At 37.8% G+C, this 22,913-nt stretch carries 22 protein-coding genes and 3 pseudogenes; 14 read left to right on the forward strand and 11 right to left on the reverse strand.

Features of this window, described 5'->3' with window-relative positions; translation table 11 throughout:
- The coding region (locus CWATDRAFT_RS18345; RefSeq protein ID WP_007306468.1) for a transposase at nucleotides 1–291 on the reverse strand (291 nt) is incomplete at its 3' end.
- Between the two features lie 274 nt (nucleotides 292–565).
- Here CWATDRAFT_RS18345 and CWATDRAFT_RS18350 point away from each other — a divergent pair.
- Nucleotides 566–1,333 carry a hypothetical protein gene (locus CWATDRAFT_RS18350; protein WP_007306444.1) on the forward strand — a complete coding sequence of 256 codons (768 nt, stop codon included), beginning with the start codon at nucleotides 566–568 and terminating at the stop codon, nucleotides 1,331–1,333.
- 16 nt (nucleotides 1,334–1,349) lie between these two features.
- On the opposite strand, the gene hemN is transcribed toward CWATDRAFT_RS18350, so the two are convergent.
- From hemN to CWATDRAFT_RS18375, 5 genes are all read right to left on the reverse strand, one after another.
- On the reverse strand, nucleotides 1,350–2,747 hold the full coding sequence (hemN, locus tag CWATDRAFT_RS18355) for an oxygen-independent coproporphyrinogen III oxidase (RefSeq protein ID WP_007306467.1): 1,398 nt from the start codon (nucleotides 2,745–2,747) through the stop codon (nucleotides 1,350–1,352).
- Nucleotides 2,748–2,875: 128 nt separating this feature from the next.
- The gene (locus tag CWATDRAFT_RS18360) at nucleotides 2,876–3,631 is read right to left on the reverse strand and encodes a biliverdin-producing heme oxygenase (protein ID WP_007306466.1); all 756 of its coding nucleotides are present in this window, start codon (nucleotides 3,629–3,631) and stop codon (nucleotides 2,876–2,878) included.
- 492 nt (nucleotides 3,632–4,123) lie between these two features.
- On the reverse strand, nucleotides 4,124–4,642 hold the full coding sequence (locus CWATDRAFT_RS18365; RefSeq protein ID WP_007306465.1) for a hypothetical protein: 519 nt from the start codon (nucleotides 4,640–4,642) through the stop codon (nucleotides 4,124–4,126).
- 8 nt (nucleotides 4,643–4,650) lie between these two features.
- A complete protein-coding gene (locus CWATDRAFT_RS18370; RefSeq protein ID WP_007306464.1) occupies nucleotides 4,651–5,259 on the reverse strand; it encodes a hypothetical protein in 609 nt (202 codons plus the stop codon).
- Between the two features lie 150 nt (nucleotides 5,260–5,409).
- Complete coding sequence (locus CWATDRAFT_RS18375; RefSeq protein WP_007306463.1) at nucleotides 5,410–8,757, reverse strand: CHAT domain-containing protein; 3,348 nt, start codon at nucleotides 8,755–8,757, stop codon at nucleotides 5,410–5,412.
- 404 nt (nucleotides 8,758–9,161) lie between these two features.
- Between CWATDRAFT_RS18375 and CWATDRAFT_RS18380 the strand changes: the two genes are divergently transcribed.
- Entirely contained in the window at nucleotides 9,162–9,845 is a 684-nt protein-coding gene (locus CWATDRAFT_RS18380) for a Uma2 family endonuclease (RefSeq protein ID WP_007306445.1), read from the forward strand.
- A 75-nt stretch (nucleotides 9,846–9,920) separates the two neighbouring features.
- Complete coding sequence (locus tag CWATDRAFT_RS18385) at nucleotides 9,921–10,538, forward strand: Uma2 family endonuclease (protein ID WP_007306446.1); 618 nt, start codon at nucleotides 9,921–9,923, stop codon at nucleotides 10,536–10,538.
- Between the two features lie 204 nt (nucleotides 10,539–10,742).
- Here the strand turns inward: CWATDRAFT_RS18385 and CWATDRAFT_RS18390 are convergent.
- From CWATDRAFT_RS18390 to CWATDRAFT_RS18405, 5 genes and pseudogenes are all read right to left on the reverse strand, one after another.
- Nucleotides 10,743–12,963: pseudogene (locus CWATDRAFT_RS18390) on the reverse strand (bifunctional acetaldehyde-CoA/alcohol dehydrogenase).
- 535 nt (nucleotides 12,964–13,498) lie between these two features.
- Nucleotides 13,499–13,597, reverse strand: a pseudogene (locus CWATDRAFT_RS40050) (flagellar assembly protein H); the annotation flags it as partial.
- Nucleotides 13,591–14,325 (reverse strand): pyruvate formate-lyase-activating protein, encoded by a 735-nt coding sequence (gene pflA, locus CWATDRAFT_RS18395; protein ID WP_156183464.1) that lies wholly within the window; start codon nucleotides 14,323–14,325, stop codon nucleotides 13,591–13,593. The pseudogene CWATDRAFT_RS40050 and the gene pflA, both read right to left, overlap by 7 nt.
- A gap of 216 nt (nucleotides 14,326–14,541) precedes the next feature.
- Nucleotides 14,542–15,165 carry a glycine radical domain-containing protein gene (locus CWATDRAFT_RS31840; protein ID WP_007306459.1) on the reverse strand — a complete coding sequence of 208 codons (624 nt, stop codon included), beginning with the start codon at nucleotides 15,163–15,165 and terminating at the stop codon, nucleotides 14,542–14,544.
- A 231-nt stretch (nucleotides 15,166–15,396) separates the two neighbouring features.
- Nucleotides 15,397–16,881 (reverse strand): IS1380-like element ISCwa5 family transposase, encoded by a 1,485-nt coding sequence (locus CWATDRAFT_RS18405; RefSeq protein WP_007306458.1) that lies wholly within the window; start codon nucleotides 16,879–16,881, stop codon nucleotides 15,397–15,399.
- A 694-nt stretch (nucleotides 16,882–17,575) separates the two neighbouring features.
- Between CWATDRAFT_RS18405 and rplC the strand changes: the two genes are divergently transcribed.
- The 11 genes and pseudogenes from rplC to rplN all read left to right on the forward strand — a co-directional run bounded on the left by rplC (nucleotide 17,576) and on the right by rplN (nucleotide 22,864).
- A complete protein-coding gene (rplC, locus tag CWATDRAFT_RS18410) occupies nucleotides 17,576–18,217 on the forward strand; it encodes a 50S ribosomal protein L3 (RefSeq protein ID WP_007306447.1) in 642 nt (213 codons plus the stop codon).
- A 38-nt stretch (nucleotides 18,218–18,255) separates the two neighbouring features.
- Nucleotides 18,256–18,888 (forward strand): 50S ribosomal protein L4, encoded by a 633-nt coding sequence (rplD, locus tag CWATDRAFT_RS18415; RefSeq protein WP_007306448.1) that lies wholly within the window; start codon nucleotides 18,256–18,258, stop codon nucleotides 18,886–18,888.
- Nucleotides 18,881–19,183, forward strand: coding sequence for a 50S ribosomal protein L23 (locus CWATDRAFT_RS18420; protein WP_007306449.1), 303 nt, complete (start codon nucleotides 18,881–18,883; stop codon nucleotides 19,181–19,183). Before rplD ends, CWATDRAFT_RS18420 begins: the two co-directional genes overlap by 8 nt.
- A gap of 53 nt (nucleotides 19,184–19,236) precedes the next feature.
- A complete protein-coding gene (rplB, locus tag CWATDRAFT_RS18425) occupies nucleotides 19,237–20,064 on the forward strand; it encodes a 50S ribosomal protein L2 (RefSeq protein WP_007306450.1) in 828 nt (275 codons plus the stop codon).
- A gap of 25 nt (nucleotides 20,065–20,089) precedes the next feature.
- Nucleotides 20,090–20,368 carry a 30S ribosomal protein S19 gene (gene rpsS, locus CWATDRAFT_RS18430; RefSeq protein ID WP_007306451.1) on the forward strand — a complete coding sequence of 93 codons (279 nt, stop codon included), beginning with the start codon at nucleotides 20,090–20,092 and terminating at the stop codon, nucleotides 20,366–20,368.
- An 82-nt stretch (nucleotides 20,369–20,450) separates the two neighbouring features.
- Nucleotides 20,451–20,813 carry a 50S ribosomal protein L22 gene (rplV, locus tag CWATDRAFT_RS18435; protein ID WP_007306452.1) on the forward strand — a complete coding sequence of 121 codons (363 nt, stop codon included), beginning with the start codon at nucleotides 20,451–20,453 and terminating at the stop codon, nucleotides 20,811–20,813.
- Nucleotides 20,814–20,822: 9 nt separating this feature from the next.
- Nucleotides 20,823–21,548, forward strand: coding sequence for a 30S ribosomal protein S3 (gene rpsC, locus CWATDRAFT_RS18440; RefSeq protein WP_007306453.1), 726 nt, complete (start codon nucleotides 20,823–20,825; stop codon nucleotides 21,546–21,548).
- Between the two features lie 39 nt (nucleotides 21,549–21,587).
- Nucleotides 21,588–22,007: a 50S ribosomal protein L16 gene (gene rplP / locus CWATDRAFT_RS18445; RefSeq protein ID WP_007306454.1), complete on the forward strand. Its 420-nt coding sequence runs from the start codon at nucleotides 21,588–21,590 to the stop codon at nucleotides 22,005–22,007.
- A gap of 3 nt (nucleotides 22,008–22,010) precedes the next feature.
- A complete protein-coding gene (gene rpmC / locus CWATDRAFT_RS18450; RefSeq protein ID WP_007306455.1) occupies nucleotides 22,011–22,247 on the forward strand; it encodes a 50S ribosomal protein L29 in 237 nt (78 codons plus the stop codon).
- A 7-nt stretch (nucleotides 22,248–22,254) separates the two neighbouring features.
- Nucleotides 22,255–22,497, forward strand: a complete 243-nt coding sequence (gene rpsQ, locus CWATDRAFT_RS18455; protein ID WP_007306456.1) for a 30S ribosomal protein S17 — start codon at nucleotides 22,255–22,257, stop codon at nucleotides 22,495–22,497.
- 17 nt (nucleotides 22,498–22,514) lie between these two features.
- Nucleotides 22,515–22,864: pseudogene (rplN, locus tag CWATDRAFT_RS18460) on the forward strand (50S ribosomal protein L14).
- The last annotated feature ends 49 nt before the right edge of the window (nucleotides 22,865–22,913 follow it).

A 22,913-nucleotide genomic window follows, 5' to 3' on the forward strand; every position in this document is an offset into this window, starting at 1 on the left:
GTGACGTAATTTATCATGGTCATTGACATCTTCATAGCCTAAAATAATTCCATAAAGCCTTTGTGCTAATAACTCATGAACGGAATGATCTACATAAGATTGATGACGATGATCTTGAAAACAGTTACCAAACTTCTCGGTAATTCCCAGTTTTTTATCCAACTCAGCTATCCAGACAATCCCCGCATCTGAAGTGATTAGTCCCCCATCAAAATTAGTGATTATTTCTTTTCCTTTCTGTTTACTAAAGTTGATTACTTGACGAGGGGTTCGGGGATGACTGGGACTCATTAAATCAGTTTAAGGTAAATTGCTTTAATAATTAAATTATAGCATATTTTATTCTAACAATCTAGTACTATTAGAGATTTTATTAATAATTTTTTTGGAAAAATGAGTGATTGATTTATCTTTTCATCTTTGTCTAATTCGGGTTGATTTTAACTTAAAATCTGACAACAGACTGTTGGTTGGGGAAATCTGCGATCGCTCTGTTCAAACCCACTTCCTGTAAGGCTTCTGTGTTTGGCGATCGCAGATTTTGTGAGAAATTCGGGATGAAGACTTGTCTTGGTTTGGTCCTTTTGTCTTTTTATTAGTAATACCTGGAATCATTTACTCAATTTTAAGAGGAAAAAAGTCTTTACAGGCATTAAGTTTAACTTTAATGGGGTATGCAGTAATTCTTTGTTATAAGGTGGTTTGGATGCCTTGGAATGGAAGGTTTTTTTCACTCTTCTTTGCTGCTTCTGGTGTTTGTGTTGCTTATTTCATAGAATCGGTTAAATTTAAAAGAAAATTTTTAATTAAATCAATTAGTTATGCTTCCATCTTAATTTTATTTCTATCCTGTGCTGTTAATGAAAGTAAGCCACTAAATATAATTCCCAATCAAACCCTCACTGGGTCACATCTAATTCCCTTAAAATGGGCTCATAATATAATGCACGAAAGTATTTGGGCAAAAACCAATTGGGGACGAAATCGACTTTATTATGCAGAAAATCATTACTTTTATAGAGATAAAAACTCTAGATTATTAGACTTTAAGGATACTATTCCCCCTGAGTCTAATATTGTCCTTGTTGCAGGAGAAGACTCCTGGATATATCATTATTTACTGTCTAACCCTGATCAAAAGTTTACTCCAGTCAGTTTATTACTTAATCCAGACGTGAATCCGTTAGACTTTGACTATTTGTTATGTATAGACGAAGAATGTAGGTACAGAAAATTTAATGTTAATGAAAATACCTTATTAGATTTAATTTCATCGACACAACCTGGAGAATTAATAGAACTCAAACATAGAGTTAAGATTGAGGGAAATTAATCCCCTCAACTCTCCCTTAAATGGCTTTAGAAAAGGACTGTCCTTTGCGTCCTTTGAGATAGGGATCGAACACCGCAGCAATATTTCGGATTAACCAGCGGCCGGTATTGGTGACTTCAAGGCGATCGCTATGTAAATGGATTAAACCATCAGCTTCTAAGGGTCGAAGATCGATTAATTCCTGGGCAAAGTATTGGTCAAAATCAAGATCAAAATGAAGATTATACTTTTCTTCGATGCGATCTTTATAGAGTTGAGATTGACACATCAATTCCATAATAACGGAACGGCGAATGATATCATCTTTGCTCAAGGTAACGCCTTTCTCGATGGGTAAATGTCCTGCATCTAAGCTTTTATAATAGTGCTTGATTCTCTTATGATTTTGTACATAAACATCGTGTAACATACTAATTGAGGTCATGCCAAAGGCCAAAAGATCGGATTCTGGTTTGGTGGTGTATCCTTGAAAGTTACGGTGTAAATCACCTGCTGCTTGGGCGATCGCTAACTCATCGTTGGGTTTAGCAAAGTGATCCATCCCGATAAATAAATAATCGTTATTATTAAATTCTTCGATGGTCATTTGTAAAATTGCTAACTTTTCTGACGCATTGGGAAGTTCATTCACAGGCATTTTTTTCTGTGCAGCTTTGATCCAAGGAATATAAGCAAAGTTAAACACAGCAATACGATTGGGATCTAATTCTATGGTCTTTTCAACTGTCTTTTTAAACGTATGTCGATTTTGATAAGGCAGTCCATAAATAAGGTCGACGTTGACACTCTCAAACTCAGCTTCTCTCATCCAACCCATGACATTAAATAACATTTCTTCGGGTTGAATACGGTTAATAGCTTTTTGTACTTTCGGGTCAAAGTCTTGAATACCAAAACTAATCCGATTAAACCCTAAGTTTCTCAAGAAAAAGACTAAATTTCGATCAAGATATCGGGGGTTTACTTCAATGGATATCTCGGCATTTTTGTCAATATTAAAGTTCTTAACTAAAGTATTAAATAACTGATCAATTTGCGATTGGTTTAAGTAGTTTGGGGTTCCTCCTCCCCAATGAATTTGATTAACACTACGCTTATCAGAAATAAGTTCTGCGGTTCTTTCAATATCACTAATTAAATATTCTAGGTAAGGAGGGGCAATTTTTTTATTACCTGTAATGATTGTATTACAACCACAAAAATAACAAGCTGTTTCACAAAAAGGAATATGACAATACAAAGAAAGAGGGGTTTTGTTATGGTTTCCTGCTGCAATCCCTGCACGAAATTCTGGTTCTCCTACTTTTGTTTTTAGTTCAGTCGCAGGGGGATAACTGGTGTATCTTGGCAAAGATTTGTCGTATTTTTTGATTAACTCTTGGTCAAATTCAATTGTTTTAGCTGTTAAGTTCATGTTCTTAATTACCCTCTCAAAGGTTGGGATGTATCAGTTGGAATAGTTCACAAAAAAAGGGGCAGTCAGTTCAATGAAAATAGATTTATTTTCCTGACTTTTCCCTTTACTTAAATAGGGTTGATGCTTTACTCGGCAATAACTAAATTCTGGGGATGACCTTGACCATGAGGATGTTCTGTTGCCCCAGGAATGTCCTGACGAGTGATTAATTCAAATACATGATCACCGATGGCTTCTTTGACATCATTTTCTAATTCGTGTACCACATCACGGTTTAATTTAAAGGCATGATTGGCCTCATCAATGATTTTTTGTTCTACGGCTTCATCCACGGGTAAAGCGTTTAAAGCATCACGATATTTTCCTTTGAATTCCCGTCTTGCTTCTGGGGTGGAAATTTGCTCAAACTCATAGAATTGAGTTCCTTTACCTTCGGGTAATTCTAAGGCCGAACGGGCTATATTTTTTAAACTTTGACCACCGGATAAATCACCCATATAACGCACATAAGAATGGGCAACTAATAAGGCCGGTTCAACTTGAGAAACTTGCCTAATTCTTGCTACATAAGTTTGGCCAGCAACTGAAGGGAAAATATCGGCTGCCCAATTTTCTCCGTAGTAGTATTCTAGGTCTTGTATTAAGTTTTGTTTGCGGTTTAACTCAGGAAAATATATCTTACTAATTATGGGATCATCTTTATGACGTTCTAATTCTTCTTCTAGGGTCGAATATAAGAAATAAAAGTCAGCTAAAAGTTTACGGAAGGGTTCTCTTTCTACAATACCTTTGAGAAAACACTTAGTAAAAGCTGTATTCTCTGCTAAAGTGTGGGAATGACTGGTTCCTTCTCGAAGCTTCAGGGCTAAGTTATTACTCATGATCAATACCTCTTGTTAACACTCAGACGTTAGGCTTTAGAGCAAAATTACTATTTCTGTCCTCAACCATCAAACGACTGCCGTGATTTCTCTTTCAATTTATTACTATACAGTTATATTGTCACTTAACCGTCAAATTTAGCAAAACTTAACATAATGGAGTGTTGTTCAAAAATATTTACCTTAACTTGGAAGATTAAGACTGTTTAAAATATGTATTAATGAATTCTTCAGGAATATTAAACTGTTTTAAAACTTCTGGTAAGGTGATTTCCACACTTGAATATACCTGCTTTTCCAATTATTCCCCCCTTAAAAAGGGGGGTTAGGGGGGATGGTAAGGGATCTCCTTTATCAGAAATAACCTAAGTCTTGACGAGGGATAATTCCTTTAAAACATTTACCCACTAATTTTTCACATTTACTTTTACGCTGTCTTTCTTGTCGAATTTCTAATAAGCTATTTTTCCATTTGCTACATTCTGCTTCTTCCTATAAAAGTTGGACAAAATAATAATTTTCAATATAATCAAGTCCCTCTAATAAATCTCTTTGTTTTAACTTTTTTAGTTCTGTTTCTAGATTGCTCCAAAATTGTCTTGCTAATTTTCCTTCTGTTGAATTTAGGTAAACTTCATATAATATATTAGCCCAAGTCAAGGGAATAATCAGATTTATGGGACTCATACCTAGCTTTTCAGTTGTCCCAGAAAAGACTTGAAAAAAGACACCATAAACTAATATATTAGCACCTAACTGAGCGTATTCTATTGTAGTAGATGGCTTTGTACAATTACTAATAGTAACCCAGATAAATAAAGCTGGAAAGATAATCTGTATTGCTAACCATAACCCAAAAGGAAGATTTTTTAAGGGTTTATTAAGGACTAACGGTTTATAAAAGACATAATAACGGATTAATTTTTGTTCCAAATCTATCCAAGCTATAATAGCATTAATACACCCTGAAATAATATAAAGATAGGGTATTAATTGTGGTATATTATCCATTAATTTTATTAACGATAATTGCTAAATCTACGAAGTTCTATTTCACCAAGGGTTGTTAAGGTAAAAGAGGTATGTGAATCATCTTCTGTTATGTCGAATCTTCGTGGTTTAGTAATAGGAAAAAGACTATACCAAATACTTCCAGAAACTTTATTAACTTTTCTTTCATTCCATAGTTGTTTGACAATTTGATGGACTTCCTCTGACTTTAAATTTAAACGATATTTTAAGTCTTCTAATGTCAAGGGATAGTTTTCTAATTCTTGCAAAATAAATAATGCTTTAGGATTAATTTCTTGCTCAGTTTTTGCCCTAGAAGGAGAATGATTTGAAGGGTAGGAACTTGCTATTTTAGTTTTTTCTTTACTATTGTAGTCTTTTGTTAATTCATCTCTAGCTTTTTGATAAGCAGCATTAAAATGAGAAATATTTTCAATCGATGCTATTATTTCATCAATGACTTGATAATTATACTCTGATGATTCTCTTTCAATGCTCTTAATTTTCTCCCTTAAATCTTCAGGAAGTTGCTCAATATCAACACGCTGAATGGCAATTTTTAAAGCGTCTAAGGTTCTTTTTTGACTGGGTTTTAGTGGTTTAGATGGTTGAGTCATGGTTTTCTCCTAATACCAATTTCCTAAAGTCCGACTACACATCCGGTGTAGGGGTCAACGGCCGTTGACCCCTACAATATAAACACCTGTAGTCTAAGTTTATGAAAATGATATAACAAGTAGGATTATCTGTTTTTATTATACCATAGTTCATAATTGATGGACAATAAATCCTAACCAATAATAATCTTGTTCATACACTTTACTCTTGGGATTTTGTTCATTATATTTATTTATTTCATCTTGTATTGAACGTAGAATATCACCATTAACTTGTTTACTTTCTCCATATTCTAAAAGTTTCCTTAACCAGATAATTAATTCTTGATTAGTCACATTTTGCAACCAAATTTGCGCATTTTCTAGAGCAATTTTTGGTACAATTCCTGAATGATATTGTTGATAAAAATAAATCATCAACCATGCGCTGGAAGTTTCGTCAACTGTCCACAGGGTACTAACAACACAGTTTGCACCACCCTTGAGAAATGCACTAACTAACCCTACATATTCACTCTCAATGGTTTGCTGTCCATTTAAGGCAGTTTCGCAAGCAGAAAGGGTTATTAACTCATAGGAATTAAAGTTAAGATGACTTATTTCAGAAGCAGTTAGTTGAGTCTTTTCCTCTCTACTCTCATTGATAAATTCTAAAGCTGATCTTTTGGGAACATCAAAGTTATAATAACCGTGGCCGGTAAAATGAAGGTGAGTATGGTTGGGAATAGCTTTTTTAAAGTCTTCAATAGTGATTATAGGATTTTTAAAGTCTTCAATAGTGATTATGGATGGTTCTACTGTAGCCAAATATGCGTTAATTATCCCACATTCTATTTCAGAATATAATAAATGCTTTTCCTTATTTTCCTCATCTGTACAAACTTCATCCCTTAAATATTGTCGGGGGTTTTCTATACTTAATAATTCTCTTTGACTATTGTTTAATTGTTGTTGTTTTTGTTTCAAGTTTAAACCTATTTGTAAACTGGGAAGATAAGATATTATCCAATCTTTTTGATTAAATATGAAATGTAAGGGGAATCTATGTAAGTCTTGGTGGGGAATTAAGATTAATTCTTTGATGTCTTCTAATTCTTTTTCTATGTCAGAAATACCTAAGATATCTTTTAAATTTTCTAGGCGATCGCTGATATGAAATCGCCAAGGATGCTCTTTTTTGTTTTCTTTTTCTTCATCTTTTTTAACTCTATAGTCTTGATAATCTTCATCCCATTTTTTTATCCATTGTTCGAGTGATTCTACCCCACCACCGTTATTAAGCGGGACGTTTTTTGATGGGTTTGGGTTTAATGGTATTAATCCGTTTTGTTTGATAATGAAAGTAATTAATCCCATTGGACTATTAAACCAGTAAATAATTGCTTTCTCAGGGTTCAATAAGCTTTCTATTTGTTTATAACTGGGATAAATCTTAGAGTCTGTTTTTAGTTGAGTTTCTGTTTTATATCCTTCTATAATATGAGTTAAACGCCGATTTTTCTCTAATTCTGCGTTGCGTAATGCTTCGATAATTTCTCCTTTCTCTAAAAGAACATTAACCGTGAGTTGACGAAAGGTTAAAAATTTGGCTTCTAGTCTTAATCTTTGGTCTTCGTCTTCAATGGGAACCTTATCTAATAATTGATTAAGTAGTTTTAATCCTTGGAATAAATAATCATCAGCGTTGTCTTTATCTCCCTTTGCTAAATAAACTTTAACTAAATCTTGAATCACTTCTAACCGTAATTCGGGGAACTGTTCAACGGTTAAAGTTTCTAAGGCACAATGATAACTATTAATGGCGTTATTATATTCTTGGTGTTCATATTGCGCTACCCCAATTTTATGATGTAAATATCCCCATCCTTCGGGGTGACTGTCTTGATAAATATGTTTATTTAAGGGGTAGCGATAACTAATTAATTCTCCTTCGTATCCCCGTTTATTTAACTCAGGGTTCAACCGAGAAATTAACTGTAGTTGAGATTGATTAAGAAATTGTATTAACTTGTCTGAGTTGGGTTGTTGTAAGAAGGAAATGAGATCACCAAAATCTCCTGTTTCTAGGGATTGAAAGTAGTTAATTAGTTGTCTGGAAGCGTCGGTTAATTCCAGTTGAAATGTATCTATAAATTGACTTTCTACCCGTAATATATACCCTTCACTTGCGGTTGATGAACTTGCTGCTAACCCTCGGTGATACCAAGCTTCAGGAAAATCAGGTTTCAACTGTAATGCTTTGTCGTAGGAGGCGATCGCTTCATCCAACCTTCGTAAGTTACCTAAAGTATTCCCTCGGTAATACCAAGCTTGATGTAAATCTGGTTTCAACTGTAAAGCTTTGTCGTAGGAGGCGATATCTTCATTGAACCTTTGTAGATTACTTAAAGCTACCCCTCGGTTATGCCAAGCTGAATAATAATCTGGTTTAATTTCTAACGCCTTCTCAAAGGAGGTAATCGCTTCTTCAAACCTCCCTAAATTGTCACATAAAATGATTCCTCGGTGATCCCAAGCTGGATGATAATCTGGTTTCAACTGTAATGCTTTGTCGTAGGATGCGATCGCTTCATCCCACCTTCCTAAGTTAAATAAAGCTATCCCTCGGTTATACCAAGCTTCATCTTTATCTGGTTTTAACTGTAATGCTTTGTCGTAGGATGCGATCGCTTCATCCCACCTTCCTAAGTTACCTAAAGCATACCCTCGGTTATTCCAAGCTACATCATCATCTGGTTTCAACTGTAATGCTTTGTCGTAGGAGGCGATCTCTTCATCCAACCTTCCTAACTCATATAAAGCTACCCCTCGGTTAACCCAAGCTGGATGATAATCTGGTTTCAACTGTAAAGCTTTGTCGTAGGATGCGATCGCTTGTTCATATTGCTGAAAAGTACCCATTAATTCTCCCAAATAATACCACCCTTGATAATCATTAGGATATTGTTGGGTTATTTCAACCACAGTATTAACTGCTTCTTGATACTCTCCCCTTTGATATTGTTCAACTGCTTGATCAATTAATCTTTGAACTTCATCTGTTGTTGTTTGGAAACTGGTTATATTTTGTGTTTCTGATGGGGTTGGGTTTGGTTCTGTATTTTGTAGATTATTCCCTTGAAAATTTCCAAACTCCGAACCCCTAACTCCTAACTCCGAACTCAGGTTTCTCGCAATATTTCCCAGTTTCCCTGATGCAATATTACCCAATTCTTCTAAATCTTGCCCTAATTGTTGATAATTATCTTTATTATCCAACCATTCTAAACTTTTCTCCTCTATCCATTCTGCTAATTTATCAGATTTGATATTACGACTTATTAAAAACCCTTGACAACTGCCCCAAGACCTTCCTTTTTTAATTGCTTCCAGCAACGTAAATAAGACACTTTCGTACTCAGCATCGGATAAACTGGGTTCATCTGTTTCTATTGCGTCAGAAGGAGGATTAAAGAGACTTTTCAGCCAATTCCAGAGTTTTTTTAGCCAATTGAGCATCAACTTGTGGGGTGGGGAAAATAGAGAGTTTTAGGGGTTCGGAGTTAGGAGTTAGGAGTTAGGAGTTAGGAGTTCGGAATTAAGTGTACCGTTCGGAGCCGCGCTCACGGCGAAGCCTCATGAGTCCGAGAAAGGCTATATTTAAACTTACTATATCTTAGAAAACTTTGCCCACCTGACGCAATTTAGGAAAATTCAACATAACATAAAAATATTTATTGTCATTGCGAGGGAAGTTAATTACTAATATAGCAATGATTTATCAGTTGTAGAATTAATGTTGAAGTTATCCCCCCTAACCCCCCTTATTAAGGGGGGAACTAAAGGGGGGGTCTCGATAATCTCATGAATCATTACTGATTACTATATAATGTAGTTAATGTTATCAACGAAATATCAAAACGATGGTACAGCAGATAACTAACCCAACTGAAAACAATATTATCTACCCTGATAGTGATGGTCAACCCATGGCCGATAATACTAAACAATTTCGCTTAATTGTTACCATTAAAGAAAACTTAGCGTTATTATTTGCAGATAATACTGATGTTTTTATTGCTGGTGACTTGTTATGGTATCCCCTGGAAGGTAATAATAAACTAAGACGCGCTCCCGATGTTATGGTAGTATTTGGTCGTCCTAAAGGTGATCGGGGTTCCTATAAACAATGGGAAGAAAATAACCTCTCTCCCCAAGTTGTTTTTGAAATACTTTCCCCTGGTAATACTTTAGCAGAAATGATCCAAAAATTTGAGTTTTATAATCGCTATGGGGTGGAAGAATATTCTGTTTATGATCCTGATAAAGTCGATCTTTGTGGTTGGAGCAGAGTAGAAAATAGTTTAAACTTAATTGAAACAATGGACGGATGGATTAGTCCCCGTTTAAAAATTCGCTTTGAAATCACTGATCATGATCTACAAATATTTACCCCAAAGGATGAACCTTTTTTAACTTATGTAGAATTAGGGAAATTGAAACAAGAGGCTGAAAAAAGGGCTAAAAAAGCTGAACAAAGGGCGGAAGATGCTGAGGCTAAAATTAAAGAATTAGAGGCTAAATTACGAGAATTAGGACAACTTTAAAACTCGTAATTAATAACTGATAACTGGTAACTGATAACTGGTAACTGATAACTGATAACTGATAACTGATAAACTATGATTACAACAATTTCTCAACCAATAACACTAGACGAATTTTGGGACTGGTATCCCGATGGTTTCGGACGTTATGAATTACACGATGGGGCGATTTTTGAGATGCAAGCAATAGGAAATCATGAAGAAGTAATTAGCTTTATTATGATGGAATTAGTTGTACAAATTAAACAACTAGGACTATCTTATCTGATACCAAAACAAGCTTTAATTAAACCTCTTGATACGAATAAATCCGCTTATAACCCCGATGTACTTATTCTTGATAAATCTAGCTTAAATGATGAACCATTGTGGAAAACACGGTCAACTATTACCCAAGGAAAAACAGTTCCTTTGGTGATAGAAGTTGTTAGTACAAATTGGGGTTATGATTATGGACATAAACTGGTTGATTATGAAGCTTTAGGGATAGCTGAATATTGGATTGTTGATTATTTAGGTTTAGGAGGAAAACGTTATATTGGTGATCCAAAACAACCAACTATTTCTATTTATCAATTGGTTGATGAAGAATATCAAGTACAACAATTTAGAAGCAATGATCTCCTTATTTCTTCTATTTTTACTGATTTGAATTTAACAGCACAACAAATTTTTGACGTTGTTAATTTGTAAGGTGAGCAGTGCATCGGCCTACGAGGTTTTGATACTAAGAGTAAGGTAATTTCCACTTCGAGAATATACCTACTTTTCCAATTATTCCCCCCTTAAAAAGGGGGGTTAGGGCGGATCATAAGGGATCTCCTTTATCAGAAATCACCTAAGGTGGGCAATGCCCACCCTACGTTGACATTATTTTAATCCTCCTTAATCTACTCCTTAAACCTTAATTAATTCAGTTTTTTGGGAACCATTCAACTCAACATTTTTATCTTTACCAGCATAGGCCAAAATGTAAAGATCCTCTAAATCATTCATCAAGGGATAACGAGGGTTGGCCCCTGTACATTGATCATCAAATGCTTGCTCTGATAACACTTCTAAAGACTCATAAAACTGTTGATCTTTTTCCCCAAGTACATCTTTAATAGTGGCCGGAATATCTACCTCCCGTTTCAGGTTTTCTACTGCTTCAATTAATTTTTCTACTTTTTCGTCTTCACTGTCTCCCCCAAGGTGCAAATAATCAGCTATCTGTGCATAACGGAACTTAGCGTTAGGGAATTTATATTGAGGAAAAATAGCCTGTTTAAAAGGTGCATCGGTGCTGTTGTAACGGATAACATGAGAAATCATCAGCGCATTAGCTAACCCGTGAGGAACATGAAAAGTAGATCCTAATTTATGGGCTAAGGAGTGACAAATTCCTAAGAAAGCATTAGAAAAAGCAATGCCAGCAATAGTTGCCGCATAGTGTACTTTTTCCCTGGCTTTGGTATCGGCTACACCATTTTTATAGGCACTGGGAAGATATTCAAATAATAGTCCAATGGCTTTTAATGCTAACCCATTGGTAAACTCACTTGCGAAGACAGAAACATAGGATTCTAAGGCATGGGTTAAGGCATCAATTCCCCCAAAAGGGGTTAAACTTTTTGGCATATTCATCACTAACTTGGGGTCAACAATGGCCATATTTGGCGTTAAAGCATAGTCAGCTAAAGGATATTTAATACCTGTACTTTCATCCGTTACTACTGCAAAAGGTGTTACCTCCGATCCTGTTCCCGATGTGGTAGGAATAGCCACCATCATCGCCTTTTCTCCTAATGGGGGTAAGTCATAAACCCGTTTACGAATGTCCATAAACCGCATAGCTAACCCTTCAAATTCGATTTCTGGATGTTCGGACATTAACCACATAATTTTGGCTGCATCCATAGGAGAACCGCCACCAATGGCGATAATAACATCAGGATGAAAGCTATTCATTAAAGCCAAACCTTGATTTATAGTGCCTAAAGTTGGGTCTGGTTCAACGTCGTAGAAAATGTCATACTTTATGTCTATATCTTCTAAAACTTGTTCCATTTCTTCGTTCAACTGCTTCCTCAAAATTATTACCCCGATACATCCCTAAAATGGGGGAAAGTTTTTCGTAGGAAAATGGCTCCTCATAACCAACTTTTTCGATTTCACCAATTAAAACCTTAGTCCCTTCAGGTATTTTTATCCCTGCAATTTCTGCTATTTTACTCACAGGTTGACCAACAATCGCTACATTTAATTTACCATTAATAATAATAGTTTTACCTAATTTTTCTCGTTCTTCTGCTGTTACAAAATAAGCCCCTCTTTCTTGAAATTCTCCCCTAACTGATTCATAGATTTTATCTTCAACAATCACCGCTTGTTCTGAGGCACAAATCATGCCATTATCGAAGGTTTTGCTGAGAATAATTGAAGAAACTGCTGTTTTAATATCTGCTGTTTTATCAATAACTGCCGGGGTATCTCCTGAACCCACACCAAGGGAAGGATGACCGGAAGAATAGGCTGCTTTAACCATTCCTGGACCCCCAGTTGCTAAAATTAATTTGATGTCAGGATGCTGCATTAAAGCTTGGGATAATTCAATGGTGGGTTCGTCGATCCAACCAATTATATGCTCTGGACATCCTGCTTTTATAGCTGCTTCTAAGATAATTTTTGCTGCTTCAATGGTGCTTTTCTTAGCCCTTGGATGGGGAGAAAAAATGATCGCGTTACGAGTTTTTAGGCTTAATAATGCTTTAAAAATTGCTGTGGATGTGGGGTTAGTTGTGGGAACAATACCTGCAATAATCCCTAAAGGTTCAGCTATTTTTTGAAATCCGTAGGATTCATCTAATTCGATGACACCGCAGCTTTTAGAGTCTCGATATTTATTGTAAACGATTTCAGAAGCAAAATGATTTTTAATTACTTTGTCTTCAACTATGCCCATTCCTGTTTCTTTTACCACCATTTTTGCTAGTTGAATTCTAGCAGAGTTAGCAGCAATGGAAGCTTTTTTAAAGACCTTATCTACCTGTTCTTGGCTAAAGGTGGCGTATTTTTCTTGAGATGCCTTGACTTTTTCGATTAATTCTTTTAAGCTTTCTAGATTATTTACTATCATTTGTAATTCATCCTCATATCAATGACATGAATTTTCGCTTTTATTATAACGTTTATAATCTTAAGAAAATATTAGTATTTTGCTGGTTATAGCAGGAGACAGAAAGAGTAAAATGATTGCCGCAAAACTGGGAAAATGTTTAAAAATTACTGATTAATTTAATATAGTGTTTCTTAGACTTATGAGGTACACCCTACCCTTGTGTAGATACGTTGCATGCAACGTATCTACAAAAAACTATGTACCTCACGAGTATGAGAAGTGCTATATTATTGTTGGTCTAAACCTTTTAGAGACTGTTTATAAACTAAATCTTAAGAGACTCGTAGGGTGTATTAGCGTAGCGTAATGCACCAAAAAACACAATTTTGGTGAGTTACGGTATCAAAAAATTATAGGAATTACCCCAATAATCATATAGCAATCAGTTATCAGTTGTGAGAATTAAGTGAATTGTGATCCCCCCTAACCCCCCTTACTAAGGGGGGAACTGAACGGGGGATCTTGATGTTCTCATGAATCATTCCTGATTGCTATAGTTAAATTCTAATACTTTAAAATCAGGAAAGTTGACTTGATGTTGATTGGTGGCTGCTTTTTTGGGACTGTCATAAGAAAAGATAACGATTAAGTAGCGATCGCTAAATCATAACTTTTAAAAATATTGATAACTTTTTCTAGTAATTCATCGGAAGGAGGTTGAGTTTCTGTTAGTTGATAATCATATCCTAATTGTTCCCATTTATATTCTCCCATTTTATGAAATGGCAATACTTCCACCCTTTCGATGTTATCAAATTGAGCAATAAATTGAGCCAAACCAGTAACATTTTCAAACCCATCGGTTAAATGAGGAACTAAGACAAATCTGATCCAAGTTGGTTTCTTAATTTCGTTGAGATAGCGGGCAAAATTTAAAGTGGGTTCAATGGAAACATTGGTTACTTTTTTATAAACTTTAGGATCAAAGGATTTAATATCTAACAAAACCAAATCTGCATATTCTAGAACAGGTTTAGCAATATTAACGTTAACATATCCAGAAGTATCTAAAGCGGTATGAATTCCCAACCTATGACATTCTTCAAAAATAGCCTTAACAAACTCTGGCTGCATTAAAGGTTCACCACCACTAACGGTAACACCTCCTCCCGAAAATTTAAAGTAAGATTGATATTTTTCAATTTCAGAAATCAATTCATCTACAGATACCAACTTGCCATTTTCAACGTGACGACAATCGGCATTATGACAGTATAAGCATCTTAAAGGACAACCTTTGGTAAAAACAATAAAACGAATCCCCGGAACGTCTACAGTCCCACAAGTCTCTACAGAATGAATCACTCCCGTTGTTATCATTTGTTTATTCATATTAGCTATTTTGCAATTTTTTAATAATACCAATTTCAAAAAGTTCGGCTAAATATTTGGGTAGGGATCAACGCTGAGGATCGTCGAAGCGTTGACCTCTACAATATAAACATCTAGCAAGAATATATAAGGACATAAGTAGGTAGTCAAGGCTTTAGCCTTGATGATGACTATCTTTCTCGTCCTAAAGGACTAACTACAAACTTACATCCGCTGGTGGAAAGTACGATTAATCACATCTAGTTGTTGTTCCCGACTTAACTTAATAAAGTTAACAGCATATCCAGAAACACGAATGGTTAACTGAGGATATTCTTCGGGATGATCCATTGCATCCAGTAAAGTTTCTCGATTAAGAACATTAATATTAATATGATGTCCTGTATCGTAGAAATAACCGTCTAACATTCCCACTAAATTATTGATCTTGGCACTGTCATTATTACCCAATGCTTGCGGCACAATAGAGAAAGTATAGGAAATGCCATCTTTAGCGTTATCGTAGGGTAATTTCGCAATAGAAGCCATAGAAGCTAATGCACCTTTGCTATCTCGTCCGTGCATGGGGTTTGCACCAGATGCAAAGGTTTCTCCTGCTTTACGTCCATCCGGTGTACTACCAGTCTTTTTCCCATATACCACGTTGGAAGTGATGGTTAAAATGGACTGAGTAGGGGTTGCCTGACGATAGGTTTTGTTTTTGCGGATATTGTTCATAAAATCGCTCAAAACCTTGGCAGTAATGGTGTCTGCCCGTTCGTCATTATTACCAAATTTGGGATAATCTTCCTCCACTTCGTAGTCAACCGCTAATCCCGGATTTCTCACAAATTAATTTGAAAGCCCAATCCAGAGATGAAAAATGATAATTTTTAGGACTAATAGAAATTTTGAATATAGATGAATAAAAAAATTGACTTTGATTATCCAAAAATTGAGTTTAAGAGGGAATAATTATATTAACTTTTGATTTTCTCCACGATAAATAAGACTAAATGAAAGTATCAGTCAGTCAACAACTTATGATAGATATCTTTTTTAAAAAACAACTTATTCTACTTATCCAGTATTAGGAATAGTTTTAATTCTTTTGTTAGCAATAGACAAAATATCTTGATAAGGACAAGCACTAGCTATAGCGATAATAATTCTTCTACAACTAATCTTTATTCTGGCTCCCAACTTAAGAAGATTTAGACGTATTCTTCCCACAGTTGCTTTAGCCAATGAAGTTTTTTTTAAACAGTGTTGACGAAAAGCATTTATGAGAACATAAGCCCAGGAATGTATCCATAATCTTAGTTGATTACTTTGAAATGTTTGAGTTGAAGTTCTATGAGCTAACAAGTCTAATTGTTGTTCTTTAATCCGATTTTCCATCTCGCCTCTCGGACAGTATTTTTTTGTATAAAGTTTTGAGGGTGGAATTTTTGAAGCGGGCAAAGATGTCACCACATGGCGCATTTTTAAGCCATCACTTCCATAACAAACTTTTGTCACTACTCTTCTTTGACAACTCCATGACTTTTCTGTTTTATAACGAATAGAGCGATACCAAGTAGAAATTGGTACTAATTTTTTAACTTCTTCTAAATCTTCTTTTTTCTGAAATAAACTATCCATTAATTCAGTTATTGGAGCTAGTTTTTTTTCATATTCATGTTTGGCTTTTTCAATTACATCATCCGCTCGTAACTTAAGAACGCCATTTGTTCCCATAGCTATAACATAATCAACTAAAGGCTGATTTTCACAAAAATAGAAGATTTCTTCACGGGCATAGGCACTATCACCCCTAACTAGGATATGAGTCTCTGACCATTTTTCTCTAATTAGTCCGATAATTCTTTGTAATTCGTCTAAGGCTCCATCGGCTGGATCTACATTAGATGAACGAAGTTTAGCCACTAATAAATGATGCCCACAGAAAATATATAAAGGAGCATAACATACTCCGTGATAATAACTATTAAAAAATGCCCCTTCTTGATTACCATGTACTTGGTCATCCGTGACATCCATATCTAATATAATACTTAAGGGAGGTTTTTTATAAGACTCTAAACAAAATTCGACAAAAGATTTTTCAATGGCTTCAAAGTTGGGTTCTATTTTATGATAACGACTCGTTTTTTGGTCGAGAATAGTCTCAGGACAATATTCCAATCTATTAATTGTACTTTTTCCAGCTAACCATCCCTTTTTATCTTCAAGTTCATTAAGCTTTTCTAAAGCGATCTTAAGGGCAGGATCGTGACGTAATTTATCATGGTCATTGACATCTTCATAGCCTAAAATAATTCCATAAAGCCTTTGTGCTAATAACTCATGAACGGAATGATCTACATAAGATTTATGACGATGATCTTGAAAACAGTTACCAAACTTCTCGGTAATTCCCAGTTTTTTATCCAACTCAGCTATCCAGACAATCCCCGCATCTGAAGTGATTAGTCCCCCATCAAAATTAGCGATTATTTCTTTTCCTTTCTGTTTACTAAAGTTGATTACTTGACGAGGGGTTCGGGGATGACTGGGACTCATTAAATCAGTTTAAGGTAAATTGCTTTAATAATTAAATTATAGCATATTTTATTCTAACAATCTAGTACTATTAGAGATTTTATTAATAATTTTTTTGGAAAAATGAGTGATTGATTTATCTTTTCATCTTTGTCTAATTCGGGTTGATTTTAACTTAAAATCTGACAACAGACTGTTGGTTGGGGAAATCTGCGACCGCTCTGTTCAAACCCACTTCCTGTAAGGCTTTTGTGTTTGGTGATCGCAGATTTTGTGAGAAATTCGGGACTAGGGGACTGTTTCTTTGCGGGGGTACTGAGGTCAAAAGTTTCCTTCTGCCACCCCTTTTATTTTATATCGACCAAAAATAAGGATCACTGAAAAAAGTTTTCCATTACCCTTGCATTTTTACCCTAATTTCCTGTACAATGTTTGGTTGTGGCCAAAAGTTATATTATAGACCTTGGCTACAGGTGAGAAAAAGTCCGCTTCAAGATACTGAAGCAACCATGCTTTAAGTCTTGGGGAGTAACGGCACCCCAACTTAACCCGTTTTCACAGGCAGGTTAAACCTATCGTTAACTGTTTATATTGATTCCGCCTAACTTACGTTGGAGCGTATTCATAAAAGCAAAGCGAGGAAACACTATCTCGCTTGTTTAGGTGTGAAAAATGCACCTAGATTCTGTTGTCTAGCCTATAGAGGAAAAAAGCCGTGTCTGTTGGTCTTCTTGGAACCAAACTCGGTATGACCCAAATCTTCGAGGAGGAATCTGGCCTAGCCATTCCTGTCACCGTTGTACAAGCGGGTCCATGTACCATTACACAAATTAAAACAACCGAAACCGATGGTTATAGTGCCGTCCAACTCGGTTATTTAGAAGTAAAAGAAAAAGCCCTAACCAAACCAGAGTTAGGTCATTTAAAAAAAGTCAACGCCTCCCCCTTGCGTCATCTTAAAGAGTATCGTGTAGAAGATACTGCTTCCTATCAGTTAGGAGAAGCAGTAAAAGCCGATATTTTCAGCACTGGAGACCTAGTAGATGTTTCTGGGACCTCGATGGGAAGAGGGTTTGCTGGTTATCAGAAACGCCATAACTTTAAACGGGGTAACATGACTCACGGTTCTAAAAACCACCGTTTACCCGGTTCAACTGGTGCAGGAACTACACCAGGACGGGTTTACCCAGGTAAGAAAATGGCTGGTCAATACGGTGCGGCTAAAACCACCACCCGTAAATTAACAGTGGTTCGAGTTGATACAGAACGGAACCTATTGCTAATTAAAGGGGCAGTACCAGGAAAGCCAGGCGGTTTATTAAATATTACCCCAGCCAACATCGTTGGTAAAAAATAAGACTGACCCAGAAGTAAACCAGAAAAAAGTCAAGAAAAATGGTTGATTGTAACGTTAAAAACTGGCAAGGGGAAGAAGTTGGCCAGGCAACCCTAGAATTAAAAGTGGCCAAAGAAGAAAGCGCATCGCACTTATTACACCGTGCAGTTGTGCGTCACCTAGCCAATGCCCGTCAAGGCAACGCTTCTAGTAAGACCAGAGCAGAAGTTAGAGGGGGTGGACGTAAACCCTGGAGACAGAAAGGAACTGGTAGAGCGAGAGCCGGATCTATCCGTTCTCCCCTCTGGAGAGGTGGTGGTGTCATTTTTGGACCTAAACCCCGAGATTTTAGCAAGAAAATGAACCGTAAAGAAAGACGGTTAGCCCTAAGAACAGCGATCGCCTCTCGGGTAGAAGATATGATCGTGGTAGAAAACTTCACCGAACAACTACCTCAACCCAAAACCAAAGAACTCGCTTCAGCCTTAGCCCGTTGGGGCGTAGAACCCAGCGAAAAAGTAGCTTTGGTGTTACTAGAAGCCGGTGACAACATCTATTTGTCAGCACGAAATCTCTGTTTTGTCAAGATTTTGCGAGCAGATAGTTTGAATGTTTACGATTTGCTCAACGCCGATAAAATTGTCATCACTTCTGAATCCTTAAGCAAAATTCAGGAGGTTTACAATGACTGAATATAATCCCCGTGATCTGGCAGATTTAGTAATAAAACCGATTATTACCGAAAAAGCAACCCTACTGCTAGAAGAAAATAAATATGTGTTTGATGTGTTGCCCAAAGCCAGCAAACCAGAAATAAAAGCAGCGATCGAAAGTTTATTTGAAGTCAAAGTAACTTCGGTGAACACCATTCGTCCCCCTCGCAAAAAGCGTCGTGTGGGTCGATTTATTGGACATAAACCCTTATATAAACGAGCGATCGTCACCTTAGAAGAAGGGGATAGTATTACACTCTTCCCCGACTTATAACCCCAGAACCATTAATAAACTGCTCATTAACGAACTGAACCTAAGTAATAATCATGGGTATTCGTACTTATCGGCCATACACCCCAGGAACCAGACAAGCCGCTGTCTCGGACTTCTCGGAAATCACCAAAAGTAAGCCGGAAAAATCACTAACCAAATACAAACACAACAAAAAAGGTCGTAACAACCGAGGTGTAATCACCAGCCGTCATCGGGGTGGTGGACACAAACGGTTATACCGAATCATCGACTTTAAACGGAATAAATACGATATTCCAGCCACTGTTACCTCCATCGAATACGACCCCAACCGTAACGCCCGTATTGCCTTGTTGATCTACGAAGACGGAGAAAAACGCTACATTTTAGCCCCTGCTGGCATCCAAGTAGGAACAGAAGTCATTTCAGGAGAAAACTCTCCCTTTGAAATAGGCAACGCCCTGCCCCTATACAAAATTCCCTTGGGGACAGAAGTTCATAACGTAGAATTAATCGCTGGTAAAGGCGGTCAAATGGTGAGGGCTGCTGGTGCGGCCGCTCAAGTAGTCGCCAAAGAAGGAAACTATGTCACCCTAAGACTTCCTTCCAAAGAAGTACGTATGGTGAGAAAAGAATGTTACGCCACCATCGGTCGAGTAGGTAACATAGAAGCCCGTAATATCAAACTAGGGAAAGCCGGAAGAAGCCGCCATCGTGGTCGCAGACCCCACGTTAGAGGAAGTGTCATGAACCCGGTAGATCACCCCCATGGAGGAGGAGAAGGCCGCGCACCCGTTGGGAGAAGCGGACCTATGACCCCTTGGGGTAAACCGGCATTAGGTGCCAAAACCCGTAATAAGAAAAAAGCGAGTTCGCGGTTAATTGTCCGTCGTCGTCGTTAAAACAGTTGAATTAGTTGAAATTATTATGAGTCGTTCCTTAAAAAAAGGCCCCTTTATTGCGGATAGTCTCCTCAGCAAAATTGAAAAACTCAATGAAAAAGGAGATAAACAGGTCATCAAAACCTGGTCACGGGCTTCCACCATCATCCCTGCCATGATTGGTCATACCATCGCCGTTCACAACGGAAGACAGCACGTTCCTATTTTCATCTCCGAACAAATGGTCGGTCATAAACTCGGAGAATTTGCCCCCACCCGTACCTTTCGGGGACACTCCAAGAGCGATAAAAAAGCTCGAAGATAACCAACGGGAGTAGGAGAAACTAACAATTCTAAATTCTCTGGATCCCATTACCAATAAGAAGTTATAGATAGACACAACCATCATGGCAGTTGATACAAGCACAGAAGCCAAAGCCATAGCCCGTTATATTCGGATGTCACCCTTCAAAGTAAGACGGGTACTCGACCAAATTCGAGGTCGTTCTTATCGTGAAGCCTTAATCATCCTAGAATTCATGCCCTATCGGGCTTGTGAGCCAATCCTGAAACTATTGCGCTCCGCCGTTGCCAACGCTGAACATAATCAAGGACTCGATCCAGGCAGCTTAGTCGTTAGTAAAGCCTATGCAGATGGGGGACCAGGGTTGAGACGCTATCGCCCCAGAGCGCAAGGAAGGGCTTATCAAATTCGCAAGCCCACCTGTCATATTACCATTGCCGTCGCCCCCGAAATAGAAGAGGACTAACAGAACAATATGGGACAAAAAATACATCCAATTGGTTTTCGTCTCGGTATTACCAAAGAACATAAATCCTGTTGGTATGCCGATAAAAAACGCTATCCCGAGCTATTACAAGAAGACTTAGTGGTCAGGGAGTATATAGAAAAAAATCTCAGTAATGCCGGTATTGCCGATATTCGCATCGAGAGAAAAGCAGATCAGATCGATCTGGCTATTCACACCGCTAGACCCGGTGTTGTAGTAGGTAGAGGAGGAAGCGGTATCGAGCAACTGAGAACTGGTTTACAAAAAGCTCTTGGTGAAAATCGTCAAATTCGCATCAACGTCATCGAAGTAGCAAGGGTTGATGCTGACGCTGCTCTGATCGCCGAATATATTGGCCAACAACTAGAAAGACGGGTTTCTTTCCGTCGTGTAGTACGCCAAGCTATCCAAAGGGCCCAACGGGCCGAAGTAAAAGGCATCAAAATCCAAGTAGGTGGACGTTTAAACGGGGCTGAAATCGCCAGAAGCGAATGGGTAAGGGAGGGTCGAGTGCCACTGCACACCCTTAGAGCCGACATCGATTATTGCTATCGCACCGCCCAAACCATTTACGGTATTTTAGGCATTAAAGTCTGGATATTCAAAGGCGAGGTTATTCCAGGGCAAGAACAAGAAGCCATGGCTGCACCAGCACCAACCCCCAGAAAGAAACGTCGCCCCCAACAGTTTGAAGACCGTTCCAACGAAGAATAATCAACCCTATTTTAAGTTAAACCTTATTATTAACGACCCATGTTAAGTCCTAGAAGAACAAAATTCCGTAAACAGCAGCGAGGGCGCATGAGAGGGTTGGCACGTCGAGGCAGTACCCTTAACTTTGGTGATTACGGCCTCCAGGCCACAGAACCCTGCTGGATCACCTCCCGTCAGATAGAGGCCGCCCGTCGTGCTATGACTCGTTATATCAAAAGGGGTGGGAAAGTTTGGATTCGTATTTTTCCCGATAAACCCGTCACCATGCGAGCCGCCGAAACCAGGATGGGTTCAGGTAAAGGTTCCCCCGAATACTGGGTGGCTGTGGTTAAACCAGGAAGAATCATGTTTGAGTTATCAGGGGTAGAGGAACCCGTTGCCCGTGAAGCAATGCGTCTAGCGGCTCAGAAACTACCAATCAAAACCAAGTTTGTTACACGCCAACAGGAGTATATCTAAGTTATGGCACTACCCAAGATAGAAGAAGTTAGAAAACTCAACGACGAAGAACTGGCAGAGGAAATATTAGCCACCAAACGTAAACTCTTTGATCTGCGTTTTCAGCAAGCCACCCGTCAGTTAGACAACAAAACCCACCTGTTTAAACATACCCGTCATCGTATGGCTCAACTATTAACCGTCGAACGGGAAAGACAACTCAACATTAATCAACCATCCAGTACCACAGAAGAGGCATAAAAAAACTATGGCTGTTAAAGAAAGAGTTGGGGTAGTGGTTAGCACCAAAATGGATAAAACCGCAGTCGTAGCGGTGGAAAACCGGTCTCCTCATCCCAAATACCGAAAAATTGTCGTCAAAACCAAGAAATTTAAAGCACACGACCCCGAAAATAAATGTCAAGAAGGCGATCGTGTACGTATTCGAGAAACCCGTCCCCTCAGCAAAACCAAACGCTGGGAGATTAAGGACATTTTAACCGCCCATTAAACCCTTTTATTACCACCGTGATTCAACAGCAAACCTATCTCAATGTTGCCGACAATAGCGGAGCCCGTAAACTCATGTGTTTGCGTGTTCTTGGTACCGGAAATTGTACCTATGGAAAAATTGGGGATAAAATCATCGCCGTCGTTAAAGACGCACTCCCCAATATGCCCGTCAAACGCTCCGAGATCGTCACCGCCGTGATTGTACGAACCCGTCAACCGGTGAATCGTGCCAGTGGCATGACTATTCGTTTTGACGATAACGCAGCCGTTATTATTAACGCCGATGGCAACCCCAGAGGAACCCGTGTCTTTGGTCCTGTGGCCAGAGATTAAGGGATAAAAGCTACACCAAAATTGTCTCTTAGCACCGGAGTACTCTAAATGGGACCGAGCTCGATTGATCCACCAGCCCAC

The organism is Crocosphaera watsonii WH 8501, assembly GCF_000167195.1.
Classification (GTDB): Bacteria; Cyanobacteriota; Cyanobacteriia; order Cyanobacteriales; family Microcystaceae; genus Crocosphaera; species Crocosphaera watsonii.

Excerpts from the sequence above, each read along its gene's own strand:
- CWATDRAFT_RS18380 (WP_007306445.1), top strand. The coding sequence starts at position 9,162 with ATGGTACAGCAGATAACTAACCCAACTGAAAACAATATTATCTACCCT.
- pflA (WP_156183464.1), bottom strand. The coding sequence starts at position 14,325 with ATGATAACAACGGGAGTGATTCATTCTGTAGAGACTTGTGGGACTGTA.
- CWATDRAFT_RS18370 (WP_007306464.1), bottom strand. The coding sequence starts at position 5,259 with ATGACTCAACCATCTAAACCACTAAAACCCAGTCAAAAAAGAACCTTA.
- rplV (WP_007306452.1), top strand. The coding sequence starts at position 20,451 with ATGGCAGTTGATACAAGCACAGAAGCCAAAGCCATAGCCCGTTATATT.
- CWATDRAFT_RS18365 (WP_007306465.1), bottom strand. The coding sequence starts at position 4,642 with ATGGATAATATACCACAATTAATACCCTATCTTTATATTATTTCAGGG.
- rplD (WP_007306448.1), top strand. The coding sequence starts at position 18,256 with ATGGTTGATTGTAACGTTAAAAACTGGCAAGGGGAAGAAGTTGGCCAG.
- rplB (WP_007306450.1), top strand. The coding sequence starts at position 19,237 with ATGGGTATTCGTACTTATCGGCCATACACCCCAGGAACCAGACAAGCC.
- rpmC (WP_007306455.1), top strand. The coding sequence starts at position 22,011 with ATGGCACTACCCAAGATAGAAGAAGTTAGAAAACTCAACGACGAAGAA.
- CWATDRAFT_RS18375 (WP_007306463.1), bottom strand. The coding sequence starts at position 8,757 with ATGCTCAATTGGCTAAAAAAACTCTGGAATTGGCTGAAAAGTCTCTTT.
- CWATDRAFT_RS18420 (WP_007306449.1), top strand. The coding sequence starts at position 18,881 with ATGACTGAATATAATCCCCGTGATCTGGCAGATTTAGTAATAAAACCG.
- rplP (WP_007306454.1), top strand. The coding sequence starts at position 21,588 with ATGTTAAGTCCTAGAAGAACAAAATTCCGTAAACAGCAGCGAGGGCGC.
- CWATDRAFT_RS18405 (WP_007306458.1), bottom strand. The coding sequence starts at position 16,881 with ATGAGTCCCAGTCATCCCCGAACCCCTCGTCAAGTAATCAACTTTAGT.
- CWATDRAFT_RS18360 (WP_007306466.1), bottom strand. The coding sequence starts at position 3,631 with ATGAGTAATAACTTAGCCCTGAAGCTTCGAGAAGGAACCAGTCATTCC.
- rpsQ (WP_007306456.1), top strand. The coding sequence starts at position 22,255 with ATGGCTGTTAAAGAAAGAGTTGGGGTAGTGGTTAGCACCAAAATGGAT.
- rpsS (WP_007306451.1), top strand. The coding sequence starts at position 20,090 with ATGAGTCGTTCCTTAAAAAAAGGCCCCTTTATTGCGGATAGTCTCCTC.
- rpsC (WP_007306453.1), top strand. The coding sequence starts at position 20,823 with ATGGGACAAAAAATACATCCAATTGGTTTTCGTCTCGGTATTACCAAA.
- hemN (WP_007306467.1), bottom strand. The coding sequence starts at position 2,747 with ATGAACTTAACAGCTAAAACAATTGAATTTGACCAAGAGTTAATCAAA.
- CWATDRAFT_RS18385 (WP_007306446.1), top strand. The coding sequence starts at position 9,921 with ATGATTACAACAATTTCTCAACCAATAACACTAGACGAATTTTGGGAC.